Here is a 15,970-nt window from a genome sequence, read left to right on the forward strand (position 1 = left end):
CATGCCCAAGCAAGCCGTGATCCCCGCCGGTACCGGTACCCCCATCGCCCCCTTCGTGCCTGGCAGCCTGGCCGATGGGGTGCTCTATGTCTCCGGCACTCTGCCGTTCGATGCCCAGAACAACGTGGTCCACGTCGGCGACGCCGCGGCCCAGGCACGCCATGTGCTCACCACCATCCAGGGCGTGGTGGAGGCGGCCGGCGGCACCATGGCCGACGTCACCTTCAACATGATCATGCTCACCGACTGGGCGAACTACGCCGCCATCAATGCGGTGTACGCCGAATTCTTTCCCGGCGAGAAGCCGGCGCGCTACTGCATCCAGTGCGGCCTGGTGAAGCCCGACGCCCTGATCGAGATCGCCAGCATCGCCCATGTCGGCTAGGCCGCGCTCCGTCTAGCCCCTCTCCCCTGGGAGAGGGCTGGGGTGAGGGAAGCCTCAACCACCCAACCTTCAAGGACCGCCCATGCACTTCGAACTCCATGGCCGCCAGGATCCGGCGGCCGAGACCCTGCTGCTCAGCTCCGGGCTGGGTGGCGCCGGGGCCTTCTGGGCGCCGCAACTGGCGGCCCTCGGCGAAAGATTCCGGGTGGTGGTCTATGACCAGACCGGCACCGGCAGGAGCCCGGCCGAATTGCCGGCGGACTACCGCATCCAGCATATGGCGGAGGACCTGCTGGCGCTGGCCGATCGCCTGGAACTCGACCGCTGCCTGTTCATGGGCCATGCCCTGGGCGGCCTGGTGGGACTGCAGGCCAGTCTGCTGCGGCCGGGCCTGATCCGTCGCCAGGTGCTGGTCAATGCCTGGAGCCGGCCCAATCCGCACACCGGGCGCTGCTTCGCCCTGCGTCAACGGCTGCTGCGCGACAGCGGCGCCGCGGCCTATGTCCAGGCCCAGGCGATCTTTCTCTATCCGGCCACCTGGATCGCCGAACACGGCGAGCGCCTGGCCGCCGACGAAGCCCATGCCCTGGCGCACTTCCCCGGTGAGGCCAATGTCCTGCGGCGCATCGGTGCCCTGCTGGCTTTCGACGTGGACGCCGAACTGGCGCGGATCGAGGTGCCGACCCTGGTGCTGGCCAACCGCGACGATGTGCTGGTGCCCTGGACCTCGTCCCAGCGCCTGGCCACGGGCCTGCCCCGGGCCAGCTTCGAATTGCTGGAGTGGGGCGGCCATGCCTCCAGCGTCACCGACCCCGCCACTTTCGACCGGGTGGTGCTCGACTATCTCAGCCAATCTTCCGAGGAATAGCGCCATGTCCGTTGCCCATGCCTTGCCGCCTGCCACGACGCCCGCCGCCCCGGTCGAACGCGACCTCTTCCGTGGGGCCATGGCGCGCCTGGGCGCCGCGGTCAATCTGGTCACCACCGATGGTCCGGCCGGCCCGGCCGGCTTTACCGCCACCGCCGTATGCAGCGTCAGCGACAGCCCGGCGACCCTGCTGGTCTGCCTCAACCGCGGCGCCTCGGTGCATCCGGCCTTCAGCGCCAACGGCGTGCTCTGCGTCAACGTCCTGGCCGCCGGCCAGCAGGCGCTGGCCAACCTCTTCGGCGGCAAGACCGCCATGGCCGAACGTTTCGCCGCGGCGCGCTGGACCCGCCTCGCCACCGGTGCGCCGGTGCTGGACGGCGCCCTGGTGGCCTGCGATTGCCGCATCGCCGGGGTGCAGTCGGTGGGCAGCCACGACCTGTTGCTCTGCGAGGTGCTGGGGGTGGCCGAGCCGGGTGGCGAAGGCGGACTGCTGTACTTCGACCGGCGTTATCACGAGCTGGCCTAGCGGGGGCTGTCGGGCTTCGACGAGGGAGCCGTCTCAACCCAACCCATGACCGCCGTAGGTTGGGTTGAGCGCAGCGAAGCCCAACACCGCCACGCCGATCCGACACCCCAAAGCCTTCCCTGTCAGCCCTGACCGCACCCCCAGGCGCCACCCCGGTGCACGCTGACCGTTCGAGGTGCAGCGCACCAGCAGCGGATCCTGACTTTATCCGTTAACCCGCTGTTTTTATTGGCTTTTATAGTTTTTACCAAATGGTCCAAAGATGGCACAACGGTTGCAATTTCCCTGCTGCCGTCCTGCCCGGTGAACGTGCGTCGCGCTGTCTCCTTCCGTCCCACTCGTGAGGTCCGTCATGTCGCTGTCCAGTGTTCCCATCATCGATCTGGCTCCCTACTTCGAAGGTTCTGCCGCCGGCAAGCAGGCGGTGGCCAAGGCCGTCGACCAGGCCTGCCGCGACATCGGCTTTCTGGTCATCACCCACCACCAGGTGTCCGACGAATTGGTCGAGCGCGTCTCGCGCCTGTCGCGGGCTTTCTTTGACCTGCCGCTGGCCGAGAAACGCAAGGCCGATCGACCGCGCCCGGATCAGGTGCGCGGCTACAGCGCGGTGGCCGAGGAAAGCCTGTCCTACAGCCTGGAGGAGGCGGCGCCGGGGGATCTCAAGGAGTCCTTTTCGATCGGACCGCTGGATGTCCCGGAGACGGCCTACTACCGCGGTCCCGAAGCCGGACCGCACTTCGCGCCCAATGTCTGGCCCGCGGCCATTCCCGGCTTTCGCCAGGCCTATGCCGCGTATTTCGCCGCCATGAGCGATCTGGCGCGCACCCTGATGCGGCTCTTCGCCCTGGGGCTGGACTTGCCGGAGACCTACTTCGACAGCCGCATCGATCGCCACATCAGCATGTTCCGCACCCTCTGCTATCCCCACCAGAAGGAGGCGGCGCTGCCTGGCCAGCTGCGCGCCGGGGCCCATACCGACTACGGCAGCCTGACCATCGTCCGTCCCGACGACGCCCCCGGCGGCCTGCAGGTGCGCAATGCCGACGGCGAGTGGGTGGACGTGCCCAAGGTGCCGGGCAGCTTCGTGGTCAACATCGGCGACCTGATGATGCAGTGGACCAACGACCGCTGGGTCTCGACCCTGCACCGGGTGGTGAATCCACCGGCGGATGCCGGTTGCGACACCCGCCGCCAGTCCCTGGTGTTCTTCCATCAGCCCAACTACGACACCCTCATCGAATGCCTGCCCGGTTGCGCCACGCCCGGCACGCCGCCGCGCCATGCGCCCATCACCTCGGGCGACCACCTGAGATCCAAGTTCGTCAAGCAGACGACCTTTGGCGGTACCCAGACCGGCGTGCGGGTGGCCTGATGCCGAGTCTTTCCTACGTCAACGTCTTCGCCCAGGACGTGGTGGCCCTGAGCGGCTTCTACCAGCGGGTGTTCGGCTTCCCGGAGATCGAGGCGATCCGCTCGCCGATCTTCCGTGGCCTGGACACCGGCAAGACCGCCATCGGCTTCAACGCGCCGGAGGCCTATGAACTGCTGGGGCTGGGCGAATTCGCCGGCAGTGAAGGCTGCCGCTTCCTGCTCAATCTGGAGGTGGACAGCCGCGCCGAGGTGGACCGGCTGGTGCCGGTGGCCGAGGCCGCTGGCGCCCGGCTGCTGAAGGCGCCCTACGAAACCTACTACCACTGGTACCAGGCGGTGCTGCTGGACCCGGAAGGCAACGTGTTCCGTATCAACCACATGTTGTAGACCAGACTAAGGACGAGACGATGCTGAGCAGATGGCTGGGAAGAGTGGCGTGCGTGCTGGCGCTGGTAGGGCTGGGCAGCGTGGCGCGGGCGGACGACGAGGGTTTCACCCTCAAGGGCGAGCCGAAGATCGCCATGCTGTATTTCACCGCCAAGAACGACGGCGGCTGGACCCAGGCCATGGACGAGGCGCGGGTCAAGATCGAGAAGGAATTGGGCCTGAAGATCCAGTTCGTGGAAAACGTGCCGGAGACCGCCTCGGCCATCCGCCCGGCAGCCGAGCGCTTCATCAAGCGCGGCGCCAACATCGTCATCGGTACCGCCTTCGGCTATTCCGACACCTTCAAGCAACTGGCCGACCAGTATCCCGAGGTGGCCTTCCTCAACGCCTCGGGCACCACCAACGGCCGTAACCTGGAATCCTTCTACGGCCGTACCTACGAGAGCCAGTACCTCTGCGGCATGGCCGCGGGCGCGGCCTCCAAGACCGGCAAGCTGGGCTTCGTCGCCGCCAATCCCTTCGGCGTGGTGAACTGGACCATCAACGCCTACGAGCTGGGCGCCCGGCAGATGAATCCCAACGCCACCCTCACGGTGATCTATACCGGCAGCTGGAACGATCCGGTCAAGGAGCGCGCCGCGGCCGCTGCCCTGATCGACCAGGGCGCCGACGTCATCGGCCAGCACGTGGACACCCCCACGCCGCAGATCGTCGCCCAGGAGCGCGGCGTCTATGGCACCGGCCACCACCGCGACATGCGCCAGTTCGCGCCCAAGGCCACCCTCTGTTCCTCGGTGTGGGTCTGGGATCGCTTCCTGGTGCCCGAGCTCAAGCGCGTGATCGCCGGCCACTGGAAACCCGCGCCCAACGGTGCCCTGGTGTCCATGGCCGACGGCGGCACCGACATCGCCGGCTTCGGCGATGCCGTGCCCAAGGCGGCCCAGGAGAAGATCCTGGCCGAGCGCGAGGCCCTGCTCAAGGGCAAGCAGATCTACGCCGGTCCTCTGAATGATCGCGACGGCAAGGAGCGCGTCCCCGCCGGCCAGGTGCTGTCCGACCCGGCGCTGTGGCAGATGGACTGGTTCGTCCAGGGCGTGACGACGCAGAAGTAGCGGTTCACCCCTGGGTGCCGGGCCTCTCGAGGCCCGGCACCGGAGCTGATGCCTGAGTAGGGTGGAAAACCGCGCAGCGTTTTCCACGGAGGCGATCCCTGGACAAAGGCCGACCAGCATGAAAAGACACAACGCCCTGCAACTGCGTGGCGTCGGCAAGACCTTCGATGGCTTCCAGGCGCTGCAGCAGGCGGATTTCCTGGTGCGCTGGGGCGAGGTGCATGCGCTGCTCGGCGAGAATGGCGCGGGCAAGTCAACGCTGATGAACATCGCCGCCGGCCTCTATGCGCCGGAGAGCGGTGAGCTCCTGGTGGACGACAACCTGGTGCGGCTACGCGGTCCGGCGGACGCCGCTCGCTTGCACATCGGCATGGTCCACCAGCACTTCAAGCTGGTGCGACCCTTCAGCGTGGCCGAGAACGTCCTGCTTGGCCTGCCGGCGGGGGAGGGTAGCCATCGCCGGCGCCTGGCCGAGATCAGCGAGCGTATTCGCCAGCAGGCCGCCGCCCTGGGCTTCGCCATCCGCCCGGAGCAGCGGGTGGCGGACCTGTCCATCGCCGAGCAGCAGCGGGTGGAAATCCTCAAGGTGCTGCTGGCCGGGGCGCGCATCCTCATCCTCGACGAACCCACCGCGGTGCTTACCGATGGCGAAGGCGAGCGGCTGTTGCAGACCCTGCGCGCCCTGGCGGCGGAGGGCGCGGCGGTGGTGCTGGTGACCCATCGCATGCAGGACGCCCTGACCTACGCCGACCGCCTCACGGTGATGCGCGGCGGTCGCACTCTGCGCAGCCTGGACCCCGCCGAGGTGTCGGTGGACGAACTGGTACGCCTTACCGTGGGGGACGCCCAGCCGCTGGCCGATACCCCGCGCCGTGCTGCCGGGGCACCGCTGCTCAGGGTGCGCGGCCTGCGCACCCCGGAACGCGGCGGGCGGCGCGCCCTGGATGGCATCGATCTGGAACTGCGCGCTGGCGAGATCTATGGCATCGCCGGCGTTGGCGGCAACGGCCAGGGCGAGCTGGCCGATGTGCTGATGGGCCTGCCGCAGCCCTACGAAGGCGAGGTGCGGCTGGAGGGCTTCGGCGACCTGGCCGCGGCTGCCAGCGCCCGCCGCCGCGACCTGCGCATCGCCGCCATTCCCGCCGATCGCTATGGCAGTGCCCTGGCCGGGTCCCTGTCGGTGGCCGACAACTTCGCCATCGGCGCGGTGCACAGCGGTCGCTTCGGCGGCTTCGCCCGCCTGGATAGACGCGCCCAGGAAGCGGCGACCCAGGCGGCGGTGGCGCAATTCGATGTCCAGGGCGTGCGCTCGGTGCGGCAGAAGGCGGCGCTGCTCTCCGGCGGCAACGCCCAGAAGCTGGTGATCGCCCGGGAGTTCGGCCGCGAACCGCGGCTGGTGCTGGCCCACAGCCCCAGCCGTGGCCTCGACGTGCGTGCCGGTGCCGAGGTGCAGGCACGGCTGCTGGCTGCCCGCGAGGCCGGCGCCGCGGTGTTGTTGATCAGCGAAGACCTGGACGAGGTGCTGGCCCTCGCCGATCGCATCGGGGTGATGAGCGCCGGACGCCTCGTCGCCGAATTCCAGCGACCCGCCGATCGCCAGGCGATCGGCCATGCCATGGTGAATCATGCTTGAACCCCTGAGTGCTCCGCTTTCCCCGGTCGATGGCCCGCGACCACGGCAACCGCTGTTCAGCCGGCGCTACACCCTGGAGATCCGCCAGCAGCTGGCCTGGCCCTGGCAGGCGCTGATCCTCGGCCTGGCGCTGCTCTTGGGCCTGGGCCTGTCGGCTGCGATCCTGGTCCTGGCCGGGGTGCCGGCCGGCGAGTTGCTCAACGAATTCGTGGTCGCCACCCTGTTCGATGCCCAGAGTCTGCAGGCCACCCTGTTCCAGGCCGCGCCGGTGATCCTGGTCGGCCTGGCCGGCTGCCTGGCCTTTCGCGCGCGCTTCTGGAACCTGGGCCTGGAAGGCCAGATGATCTGGGGGGCCATCGGCGCCACGGCGGTGTCGCTGTTCGAGATCGGTCCGGAGGCCCTGCGCCTGCCGCTGATGCTGGTGGCGGCGCTGCTCGGCGGTCTGCTCTGGGCACTGGCGCCCTTGCTGCTCAAGCTGCGCCTGGGGGTGAACGAGATCATCGCCTCGCTGATGCTCAACTACATCGCCGCCAACTTCCTGCTGCACCTGGTGTTCGGTCCCTGGAAGGACCCGCGCGACGCCTTTCCCTATTCGCCGCTGTTCCGCCCCTTCGAGCGGCTGCCGGAGTTGCTGCCCGGGCTGAGCCTGGCGGTGCCCCTGGCGCTCTTGGTGGCGGTGCTGGCCTGGTGGTTCGTGGCCCTGAGCCGGGCCGGGCTCTACCTGAGATTCGTCGACGCCAATCCGCGGGTGGCCGGCGCCGTGGGGGTGCCGGTGCGCACCACCATCCTCGCCACGGTGCTGGCCTCCGGCGCCCTGGCCGGGTTGGCCGGCTTCGTGGTGGCGGCCGGGCAGGAGGGGCGGCTGACCCAGTCCTTCTACCAGGGCTATGGCTTCTCCGGGATCCTCATCGCCTTCCTGGCGCGCAACAACCCCCTGGCCGCCGCCGTGGTGGCCTTCCTGGTGGCGACCCTGTTCGTCGCCGGGCGCAATCTGCAGGTGTTCTACCAGATCCCCTTCGCCATGGTGCAGCTGATCCAGGCGCTGATCGTTATCTGCGTGGCGTCCTCGGATTTCTTCATCCGCCATCGGCTCAGACGCAGCCAGGGAGGTGCCGCTTGAACCTGCTCGCCAGCTGGCTGGGTAACGTCCCCGACTTCGCCATACCCTACGCCCTGGCGGCGCTGGGGCTGATCCTCACGGAAAGATCCGGGGTGCTGGCCCTGCATGCCGAGGGCCTGATGCTGGTCGGCGCGCTGTTCGGCATCGGCGCGCAACTAGCCCTGGGCAATGCCGGCCTGGCGCTGCTGGCGGCCATGGGCGCGGCGGCGCTGGTCTCGCTGCTGTTCGCGGTCATGGTGATCTGGCTGCGCATCAACCAGGTGATCGCCGGCCTGACCCTGGTGTTCTTCTGCCAGGGCCTCACCGGCCTGCTCGGCACCCTCTGGGGCTGGACCAACCAGCCGGTGGCCGGGCTGCCGGCGCTGGCGCTCTGGCCGCTGTCCGAGCTGCCGCTGGTGGGACGGCTGTTCCAGCAGAACCTGCTGGTCTACCTGACTCCGTTGATCTTTCTTGCCGTCATCGCCTGGCTCGAACGCACCACCCCCGGCCTGCGCCTGCGGGCGGTGGGCGAGAATCCCCAGGCGGCCGATGCCGCCGGTCTCTCGGTGGCCGGCTATCGACTGCTGGCGATCCTCGCCGGCGCGGCGCTGGTGGGCCTCGCCGGTGGCTACATCGCCGTGCTCAGCACCAAGCTGTGGATCGCCGAGATGACTGGCGGCCGCGGCTGGATCGCCGTCGCCCTGGTGATCTTCGCCCGCTGGTCGCCCTGGCGCGCCCTGGCCGGGGCATTGCTGTTCGGCTGCATCGAGGCGCTGATTCCGCAGCTGGCCGCCGCCGGGGTGCGGCTGTCGCAATACTTCATCCTGATGGCGCCCTATGCCGTCACCCTGGGCGTGATGATCTGGGTCGCCCTGGCCGGGCGTGACCGCCTGAGCCAACCCGGCGCCCTGGGCGAAGCCTATGTCCGCGAGGAGCGTCGATGAATTTGCGTGCTTTCGTCTATGAGGAACCCCGGCTGCTGGCGCGGACGGACTTCGCCGACTACCTGGACCCGAGCACCACGGCGGTGCTGTCCATCGATCTGCACCGCGGCCACCTGGACGCCTCGCCGGATTGCCCCTGCCCGGCGCCCCGCGCCCGCGATCTGGTGGCGCCGGTGGATGCCTTCCACCGCCAGGCCCGCGCCCTGGGCGTACGTATCGTCCATGTGAAGTCGGTACTGCGCGCCAATGGCGCCGATGACCTGGGCGGCATTCCCGCGGCCTGGCGACGGACCTTTCCGCTGCACGTCGGGCCGATTCCCAATGCCGACGCCCATGCCCTGGAAGGCTCGCCTTGGACCGAGTTGCTCACCGAGGTGCTGCCCGAGGATCTGCGGGTGGAAAACAAGCGGCGGCTGTCGGCCTTCTATCCCACCGACCTGGACTTCCTGCTGCGCAACCAGCGCATCACCACCGTGGTGCTGGACGGCGGCTTCACCGACTGCTGCGTGCTCAACACCGCCTTCGATGCCAGCAACCGCACCTATCGCGTCATCGTCCTGCGCGACCTGGTGCGAGGGACCGATGAAAGCCTGGAGCGGGCGGCGCTGAGCATGGTCTCCCTGCACCTCGGACTGGTGATGGAATCCCAGGATCTGCTCGCGGCCTGGGGTGCTGGCAGCGGCTCCTGATCGCGGTCCGTTGGGCTTCGACGATGGAGCCGTCTCGACCCAACCTGCGCGGGGAGCCGCCGTAGGTTGGCTTGAGTATCCAACACCTCAGGGCACCCTCGGCGACACCGTGAAGGCGCGGAAGCGCTCCTTGAGATTGCCGGGGCGGGCGCCCTGCCAGAGCAGCTGCCAGCCCAGCGGTACCGCCACGGCTTCGTGCCATTCGTCCTGCACCACCAGCACCTGGCAGGGCACCTGTCGCAGCGCGGTCAGCTCCAATGGGGGGTAGCCGCCGTAGACATGCAGCATGGAGCGTTCCGACTCGCCCAGGCCGTAGCTGGCCACGCAATCCGTCCGTGGCAGCACCCGCTGCAACTCGGTGAAGGGCCGGGCATAGCTGTTGCCCAGGTCGACCCAGGGCAGCCAGAGGCTGTTGGCCAGACTCCAGCTCACGGTGAGGCCGACGAACCAGAGACTGCCGGGTGCCAGGCGTCTGTGCAGCCCTAGCGCCAGGCCCCAGCCGAGCAGCACCAGCGCGGCGAGGGTCCAGGCCAGCAGGCCGACCGGCAGTCGTTCAGCGAGCAGCAGATGGTCCCGGACCAGCGCTGGCCAGGGTAGCGGCCACCCTAGCGCCAGGCCGAAACCGCCTAGCGCCAGCAAGGCGATGATCGGCGTCCAGAAGGCCAGGCCGAGGGTGCGCCCGAGGGCGGCGAGCGCGGGCGGTGGCTGCAATCGCGCCGCCAGCAGCGCCAGGGCCGGAAACAGCGGCAGCAGATAGAGGCTGCGGAACACCGCCGACTTGAGCAGGACCGCCAGGCAGACGATGGCATAGAGCACCACCGTGGCCAGTCCCGGATGCCGACCCAGGCGCTTCAGCGGGCTGCCGCCGCGGCGATACAGCTGCCAGAGCGTGGCGCCCAGCAGGATCATCCCGGTGGGAAAGGACAGCGCCAGCAGATCCGCCAGGCTGGAGGCCAGGCCATCGGTATCGCTGTTGCGCGCCTCCAGGCCGAAGAAGCGGCCGATGTTGTTGGTCCACAGCCAGGTATGGAACAGCTCCGGCGACCGGTGCCAGAGCAGCGCCGGCCAGACCAGCAGCCAGGGCAGGGCGGCCAGGCTGGCGGCGAGCAGCCAGTGCCGTCCTTCCGGCTCGACCAGCCGCCGCGGCCAGCAGAGCGCACAGAGCAGCCCGGTGAGGCCCAGCACCCCGGGGACCAGCAGGCCCTTGCTCATGAAGGCGATGCCCAGGCCGCTGCCGAACAGTAGGCCACGGCGCCAGGGATGGCGGTTGTCGTGCAGCTGCGCGGCCAGCCCGGCGAGGCCCAGGGTGGCGCCGGCCAGCTGGGGCACGTCGGCGATCAGCAGATGACTGTGCTGCACCACGCCGAGCATGCCCAGCAGGGCGAGCACGGCCTCGCGCCGCCGGCTAGGCAGCAGCCTCTGGGTCAGCCAGGCGAGGGCGGCCAGGGTCACCAGCATCCAGCCCAGCACCGCCAGCCGCGCGCCGTCGGGCGCACTCAGCCAGGGCGTGGCCAGTCGCGCGGTCAAGGCGCCGGTCCAGTACATCAGCGGCGGCTTTTCCATGAAGGGCGCGGTGCCGACTCGGGGCACCAGCCAGTCCGGGGTGGTGAGGAAATTCCACACCATGCCGAAGGAATAGGGTTCGTCGGCCTTCCACAGACCACGACCGAACAGGCCGGCGAGCAGGTAGGCGGCCAGGCAGCCGAGCAGCAAGGCCCGCTCCAGCTGTGCGGCTCTGGGGGAGGCGGTGGAAGAAGAGGGGAGCACGGCAGGAACTCTTGGCGGAATCCTGCCGGTATACGGGAGTTGGCTTAGAGGGGGCTTAAGAGGTTAGCGGGGGATGATTGCCATGGGGCCAATCGCGGCCGCTCCTGCAGGCTCGGATTGGGTCTGTAGGAGCGGCCCATGGCCGCGATTGCTGGTATTGGTGCCAGGGCTGGTTATCGAGCGCTTTGAAGGTTTTTGTTTCGCCCACCCGGGCGACTCACTTTTTTCAGTCGCCAAAAAAGTAAGCAAAAAAGCTTGCCCCGACCATCCGGCCCTCCGCTTCGCTCCGGGTCCGCTCACACCAGCGCCGTTCCGGGGTCGGTCCAGATGGGCCGTCCATGGCCCACTGGACCTCTCGCCGCATCCATGCGGCTCGACCCACTCCACGCCACTGGCGTTCGCCCTCCTGAACGGGGCGATTCGCTAGCCTGATGCCTTGGGTGCAAACCGGTAGGGTGGACAACGGCGCAGCCTTGTCCACGCGATAGGCCTTACTCCCTCAGTGGAAAACGCTGCGCGGTTTTCCACGCTACGAATCGCTCTGACTTTGCCTGTAAACACCGTAGTCTCAGGCTGGCCTCCCGTCCCCGTCAGTGAGGCCGAGTGCAGGTGTTGCGGAGGGAGGTGCGAGGCAGGACACCCCTTCGTGCCGTGCCCCTAGAGCGCCGCCGGAGCGAAGGGCCGAACGTGAGGCATGCGTTTTTGCATACTTTTGTCCGGGGCGCGCAGCCGCGATTGGCAAAAGTGACTCGCCCGGGTGGGCGAAACAAGAGCCATCAGAGCACTCAATAAGCAGCCGGGCACCTATAAAGCCAAGATTGCAGCTCCGTAATGTTGGGCTTCGCTCCGCTCAACCCAACCTACGAAGCCGTCTGCCAAGCCTCAGGCCAGGTGCTGCAACCGCTCCACCAACAGCGCATGCAACTTCGGATCACCGCAGGCGAGGATGGCGCCGCCCTGCTGGGCATCGCCGCCGTCCCAGGCGGTCATGCGGCCGCCGGCGCCTTCGATGATGGGGATCAGCGCCTGGACGTCGTAGGGCTGCAGGCCCGCCTCGATGATGACGTCGACGAAGCCCGAGGCCAGCATGCAGTAGGCGTAGCAGTCGCCGCCGAAGCGGGCCAGCTGTACCTCGGCCGCCACGGCGTCGAAGGCGGCCAGGCGCTCGGGGGTGTCGAAGATATCGCGGCTGGTGCACATCAGCCGGGCCTGGGCCAGGCTGGCGCAGGGACGGGTGCGCAGGACCGCGCCGTTGCGCCAGGCGCCGGCCGGGGTGCCCAGGTAGCGCTCGCCGGTGAAGGGCTGGTTCATCACCCCGATCACCGGGCGGCTGCCGTCGTTGAGCGCCACCAGGGTGCCCCACAGCGGCAGGCCGGTGATGAAGGCGCGGGTGCCGTCGATGGGGTCGAGCACCCAGCTCAGGGGACTGCTGCCGGCGACGTTTTCCTCTTCCTCGCCCAGGATGCCGTGATCCGGGTGCTCGGCCTGGATGAGTTCGCGCATGGCTCGTTCGGCGGCCTTGTCGGCGATGGTCACCGGGTCGTAGCGACGCCCGGCGACGGCGGCGTCGCCCTTGTCGTCCACCGCCAGCTGGGCGCGAAAGTAGGGCTGGATGGCCACGGCGGCGGCATCGGCCAGGCGCTCGGCGAAGCGTTCGTAGTAGGAAATCTCGGCAGCGGTCAGACTCATGCTCATTTCACCAGGCGGGCGTCGAGGCTGTTCTGCGCCAGGCGCCGGGCCTGTTCCTGGGTCATGCCCAGGCCTTCGTGCAGGGCCATGAAGTTCTCGGTGACGTAGCCGCCGAAGTAGGCCGGGTCGTCGGAGTTGACGGTGACCTTGAGGCCGCGGTCGAGCATCTTGAGGATGGTGTGCTGGCTCATGTCGTCGAACACGCAGAGCTTGGTGTTGGACAGCGGGCAGACGGTGAGCGGGATCTGCTGGTCGGCCAGGCGAGCCATCAGGCGCTCGTCCTCGAAGGCGCGCACGCCGTGGTCGATCCGCACCACGCCGAGTTGGTCGAGGGCTTCCCAGATGTACTCCGGCGGACCTTCCTCGCCGGCATGGGCGACGGCCGGAAAGCCTTCGGCACGGGCACGGGCGAAGACGCGCTTGAACTTGCTCGGCGGATGACCCTTTTCCGAACTGTCCAGGCCGACGGCGACGAAGTGGTCGCGGAACGGCAGCGCCTGATCCAGGGTGGCCTGGGCGGCGTCTTCGGACAGGTGCCGCAGGAAGCTCAGGATCAGCCCGCTGGTCACGCCCAGCTGCTTCTCACCGTCGCTCAGCGCCTGGGTGATGCCGCGCACCACCACCTCGAAGGGAATGCCGCGATCGGTGTGGGTCTGGGGATCGAAGAAGGGTTCGGTGTGGATGACGTTCTGTTCCTTGCACTTGAGCAGATAGGCCCAGGTCAGGTCGTAGAAGTCCTGCTCGGTGCGCAGCACGTCGGCACCGGCGTAATAGAGGTCGAGGAATTCCTGCAGATTGCCGAAGTTGTAGGCGGCGCGCAGGGCTTCGACATCGCCCCAGGGCAGGGCGACGCCATGGCGCTCGGCCAGCTTGAACAGCAACTCGGGCTCCAGAGTGCCTTCCAGGTGCAGGTGCAGTTCGGCCTTGGGCAGGGCGTTGAGCCAGTCGTACATGGGATCCTCGGGATAGCTTGAATCAGGAAAAGATGGACGATTGTCGCACGCTTTGCCCGGTTTTCCGCAGCCGTCCGGGTTCCCGCTGACCGATGTACGGTGGCTTCGTCGGTCAGAAATTCCCAGCATTCCACGCTTTGGGCCAGCAAAAGGCCATAACGCCTGCATCGGGTCTGGATCTGACTACAATCGGGACGCATGGCTCCAAACACCACGCGTGAGGTATCCGTGCAGACCGTTCAGGATCATGTTGGCGGCAAGAACAACAATCTCAATCTGATTCGCATGATCGCGGCGCTCGCCGTGGTCTTCAGTCACAGCTTCGCCATCTCCAGTGGCACCCCCACGGCGGAGCCCGGACGCGAGAGCCTGGGCATGACCCTGGGCGACATCGCGGTCGACATCTTCTTCATCACCAGCGGTTTCCTGGTCACCAAGAGCCTGCTCAGCCGGGCCGACATCATCGATTTCGTCTGGGGTCGCGCGCTGCGGGTGGTACCGGGGCTACTGGTGATGCTGGTGCTGACGGTGCTTGGCCTCGGCGCCTGGCTGACCCGGGCGCCCCTGCAGGATTATCTGAGCGATCCCCAGACCTGGTTCTATCTGTTCAAGAACACCGGCCTGATCGCCGGCGCCGAATTCGATCTGCCCGGGCTGTTCGAGGGCAATCCCCTGCAGGCCATCGTCAATGGCTCGCTGTGGACGCTGCCCTTCGAGGTAGGCATGTACGGCGCCCTGGCGTTGCTCTGGCTGGCCGTGCTCTGGCTGCGCCTGGACAGCCGCCACTTCCAGCGCGCCATCCTGCTGTTCGCCGTGGGCGCCGCCCTGTTCAAGCTGTTCGCCCACTACTTCTTCGCCAGCGAATCCCATCTGCTGCGGCTGTTCCAGATGTTCTTTCTCGGTGGCGCCTTCTATGTGCTGCGCGCCTACATCCCGCTATCGCGCGCGCTCTTCGTCGCCGCCGTGGCGCTGCTGGCGGTGGCCACGCCCGACCGTGACAGCTTCTTTCTGGTCTATAACCTGGTGCTGGGCTACGTACTGCTCTATCTCGCCTTCGTGCCGGCCGGGCGCATCCGCGCCTTCAACGAGGTGGGCGACTATTCCTATGGCCTCTACATCTACTCCTTTCCGGTGCAGCAGACCCTGGCGGCGGTGATCCCCGGCATCGAGGCCTGGACCATGGTGATCCTTTCCATCGGCATCACCCTCCCGCTGGCGGTGGTGTCTTGGTACCTGGTCGAGCGTCACGCCCTGGGCTATCGCCAGGCCTGCGCCACCGGCACCAAGGCGGTGTGGAAGCGCCTGGCGCCGCGCGCCCGGGTCGGCTAAGGGGCCGCCGCGCGGGCGATCAGGGCAGGGGCGTATCGAGGTGCGAGCGTTTTGCCGTCTATGGCGGTCGTAACAAGGCATTGCTCAACCAAGGACGCCCCTCTCCATGCTCGCCGCCCTCAAAGACGAAACCCTGCTGCTGGTCGCCATCGGTGCCACGGTGCTGGCCTATGTGTTCGAACACGCGCTGCTCGGCGGTGGCCAGACCCTGGCGCTGATCGCCGCCGGCGGCCTGATCGCCGCCATCATCTGCGCGGCCATGCGCGTCGCCCACCACGCCGAATTGCTCGCGGAAAAGGTCGGCGATCCCTACGGCACCATGATCCTGACCCTTTCCGCCGTGCTGGTGGAGGTGATCATCCTGGCGATCATGATGAGCCACGACCACTCACCGACCCTGGCCCGCGACACCATCTACGCCGCGGTGATGCTGGACATGAACGGCATCATCGGCCTCGCGGCGCTGCTCGGCGGCCTCAAGCACGGCGAGCAGCCCTACAACGACGATTCCAGCCGCAGCTACGGCGTGATGATCATGACCGCGGTGAGCATCTCCATGCTGGTGCCGGAATTCATCCCCACGGCCCAGTGGCATGTCTATTCCTTCTTCACCATCGGCGCCATGGCGCTGCTCTATGCGCTGTTCCTGCGCATGCAGACCGGTCCACACAGCTACTTCTTCAGCTACAACTACCCTGAGAAGAAGCGCAAGCGCCCGGCCGTGGAAGGGCAGGGCGAGGCAGGCGGCCATGGCGAGAGCAGCTCGGCGCTGTCCATCGGCCTCTTGATCGTCGGCATCGTCGCCACCGGGGCCCTGGCCGAGGTGATGTCCAAGTCGCTGGATACCGGCCTGGAAGGCCTGGCCGTGCCGGCCCTGGTGCCTGCCCTGGTGGTGGCGGTGATCTCCGCCAGTCCGGAGATCCTCACGGCCCTGCGCGCGGCCATGGCCAATCGCATGCAGTCGGTGATCAACATCGCCCTGGGCGCCAGTCTGTCCACCGTCATCCTTACCGTACCGGTGGTGGAAGCCATCGCCCTGTTCAATGGCCAGCCCATCCAGATGGCCATGACCCCCGTGCAGACGGTGATGATGGCCGTGACCCTGATCGTCGCCGCCATCAATCTCAACGACGGCGAGACCAACGCCATCGAGGGCATGACCCACTTCGTGCTGTTCGGCACCTTCATCATGCTGACCATCCTCGGTCTCTAGGGACG

At 67.8% G+C, this 15,970-nt stretch carries 15 protein-coding genes; 12 read left to right on the plus strand and 3 right to left on the minus strand.

Going from position 1 to position 15,970, the window contains the following annotated elements:
* Position 1 precedes the first annotated feature (1 nt).
* The 10 genes from rutC to ACZ5R1_RS03740 all read left to right on the plus strand — a co-directional run bounded on the left by rutC (position 2) and on the right by ACZ5R1_RS03740 (position 9,014).
* The gene (rutC, locus tag ACZ5R1_RS03695; RefSeq protein WP_027600052.1) at positions 2-385 is read left to right on the plus strand and encodes a pyrimidine utilization protein C; all 384 of its coding nucleotides are present in this window, start codon (positions 2-4) and stop codon (positions 383-385) included.
* 82 nt (positions 386-467) lie between these two features.
* Positions 468-1,253, plus strand: a complete 786-nt coding sequence (rutD, locus tag ACZ5R1_RS03700; RefSeq protein WP_115945265.1) for a pyrimidine utilization protein D — start codon at positions 468-470, stop codon at positions 1,251-1,253.
* Between the two features lie 4 nt (positions 1,254-1,257).
* On the plus strand, positions 1,258-1,779 hold the full coding sequence (locus ACZ5R1_RS03705) for a flavin reductase (RefSeq protein ID WP_042138494.1): 522 nt from the start codon (positions 1,258-1,260) through the stop codon (positions 1,777-1,779).
* 352 nt (positions 1,780-2,131) lie between these two features.
* Positions 2,132-3,151, plus strand: a complete 1,020-nt coding sequence (locus ACZ5R1_RS03710) for an isopenicillin N synthase family dioxygenase (RefSeq protein WP_115945266.1) — start codon at positions 2,132-2,134, stop codon at positions 3,149-3,151.
* A complete protein-coding gene (locus ACZ5R1_RS03715; RefSeq protein ID WP_027600056.1) occupies positions 3,151-3,537 on the plus strand; it encodes a VOC family protein in 387 nt (128 codons plus the stop codon). Before ACZ5R1_RS03710 ends, ACZ5R1_RS03715 begins: the two co-directional genes overlap by 1 nt.
* A 20-nt stretch (positions 3,538-3,557) precedes the next feature.
* Complete coding sequence (locus ACZ5R1_RS03720; protein ID WP_108582418.1) at positions 3,558-4,649, plus strand: BMP family ABC transporter substrate-binding protein; 1,092 nt, start codon at positions 3,558-3,560, stop codon at positions 4,647-4,649.
* A 118-nt stretch (positions 4,650-4,767) separates the two neighbouring features.
* The gene (locus tag ACZ5R1_RS03725; protein WP_115945267.1) at positions 4,768-6,282 is read left to right on the plus strand and encodes an ABC transporter ATP-binding protein; all 1,515 of its coding nucleotides are present in this window, start codon (positions 4,768-4,770) and stop codon (positions 6,280-6,282) included.
* The gene (locus ACZ5R1_RS03730) at positions 6,275-7,402 is read left to right on the plus strand and encodes an ABC transporter permease (RefSeq protein ID WP_027600938.1); all 1,128 of its coding nucleotides are present in this window, start codon (positions 6,275-6,277) and stop codon (positions 7,400-7,402) included. Before ACZ5R1_RS03725 ends, ACZ5R1_RS03730 begins: the two co-directional genes overlap by 8 nt.
* The gene (locus ACZ5R1_RS03735; RefSeq protein WP_027600937.1) at positions 7,399-8,325 is read left to right on the plus strand and encodes an ABC transporter permease; all 927 of its coding nucleotides are present in this window, start codon (positions 7,399-7,401) and stop codon (positions 8,323-8,325) included. The genes ACZ5R1_RS03730 and ACZ5R1_RS03735 overlap by 4 nt, the downstream gene beginning before the upstream one ends.
* Complete coding sequence (locus tag ACZ5R1_RS03740; RefSeq protein WP_220376254.1) at positions 8,322-9,014, plus strand: cysteine hydrolase family protein; 693 nt, start codon at positions 8,322-8,324, stop codon at positions 9,012-9,014. Before ACZ5R1_RS03735 ends, ACZ5R1_RS03740 begins: the two co-directional genes overlap by 4 nt.
* An 87-nt stretch (positions 9,015-9,101) precedes the next feature.
* Here the strand turns inward: ACZ5R1_RS03740 and ACZ5R1_RS03745 are convergent, their stop codons facing one another.
* The 3 genes from ACZ5R1_RS03745 to ACZ5R1_RS03755 form a co-directional block, all read right to left on the minus strand.
* Entirely contained in the window at positions 9,102-10,781 is a 1,680-nt protein-coding gene (locus ACZ5R1_RS03745; protein WP_288504821.1) for an ArnT family glycosyltransferase, read from the minus strand.
* 882 nt (positions 10,782-11,663) lie between these two features.
* Positions 11,664-12,470 (minus strand): histidinol-phosphatase, encoded by an 807-nt coding sequence (hisN, locus tag ACZ5R1_RS03750; protein ID WP_077171510.1) that lies wholly within the window; start codon positions 12,468-12,470, stop codon positions 11,664-11,666.
* A gap of 2 nt (positions 12,471-12,472) precedes the next feature.
* Positions 12,473-13,423, minus strand: coding sequence for an adenosine deaminase (locus ACZ5R1_RS03755; RefSeq protein ID WP_007163099.1), 951 nt, complete (start codon positions 13,421-13,423; stop codon positions 12,473-12,475).
* 228 nt (positions 13,424-13,651) lie between these two features.
* Between ACZ5R1_RS03755 and ACZ5R1_RS03760 the strand changes: the two genes are divergently transcribed.
* Both ACZ5R1_RS03760 and ACZ5R1_RS03765 read left to right on the plus strand, forming a co-directional pair.
* Entirely contained in the window at positions 13,652-14,752 is a 1,101-nt protein-coding gene (locus tag ACZ5R1_RS03760; protein WP_100169021.1) for an acyltransferase family protein, read from the plus strand.
* 106 nt (positions 14,753-14,858) lie between these two features.
* Positions 14,859-15,965 (plus strand): calcium:cation antiporter, encoded by a 1,107-nt coding sequence (locus ACZ5R1_RS03765; protein WP_058791548.1) that lies wholly within the window; start codon positions 14,859-14,861, stop codon positions 15,963-15,965.
* Positions 15,966-15,970 lie beyond the last annotated feature (5 nt).

The organism is Pseudomonas sp. Pso3 (assembly GCF_055393275.1).

Bases quoted from the DNA above. Each gene is read 5' to 3' on its own strand.
- rutC (WP_027600052.1), top strand. From the start codon at position 2: ATGCCCAAGCAAGCCGTGATCCCCGCCGGTACCGGTACCCCCATCGCC.
- rutD (WP_115945265.1), top strand. From the start codon at position 468: ATGCACTTCGAACTCCATGGCCGCCAGGATCCGGCGGCCGAGACCCTG.
- ACZ5R1_RS03705 (WP_042138494.1), top strand. From the start codon at position 1,258: ATGTCCGTTGCCCATGCCTTGCCGCCTGCCACGACGCCCGCCGCCCCG.
- ACZ5R1_RS03710 (WP_115945266.1), top strand. From the start codon at position 2,132: ATGTCGCTGTCCAGTGTTCCCATCATCGATCTGGCTCCCTACTTCGAA.
- ACZ5R1_RS03715 (WP_027600056.1), top strand. From the start codon at position 3,151: ATGCCGAGTCTTTCCTACGTCAACGTCTTCGCCCAGGACGTGGTGGCC.
- ACZ5R1_RS03720 (WP_108582418.1), top strand. From the start codon at position 3,558: ATGCTGAGCAGATGGCTGGGAAGAGTGGCGTGCGTGCTGGCGCTGGTA.
- ACZ5R1_RS03725 (WP_115945267.1), top strand. From the start codon at position 4,768: ATGAAAAGACACAACGCCCTGCAACTGCGTGGCGTCGGCAAGACCTTC.
- ACZ5R1_RS03730 (WP_027600938.1), top strand. From the start codon at position 6,275: ATGCTTGAACCCCTGAGTGCTCCGCTTTCCCCGGTCGATGGCCCGCGA.
- ACZ5R1_RS03740 (WP_220376254.1), top strand. From the start codon at position 8,322: ATGAATTTGCGTGCTTTCGTCTATGAGGAACCCCGGCTGCTGGCGCGG.
- hisN (WP_077171510.1), bottom strand. From the start codon at position 12,470: ATGAGTCTGACCGCTGCCGAGATTTCCTACTACGAACGCTTCGCCGAG.
- ACZ5R1_RS03755 (WP_007163099.1), bottom strand. From the start codon at position 13,423: ATGTACGACTGGCTCAACGCCCTGCCCAAGGCCGAACTGCACCTGCAC.
- ACZ5R1_RS03765 (WP_058791548.1), top strand. From the start codon at position 14,859: ATGCTCGCCGCCCTCAAAGACGAAACCCTGCTGCTGGTCGCCATCGGT.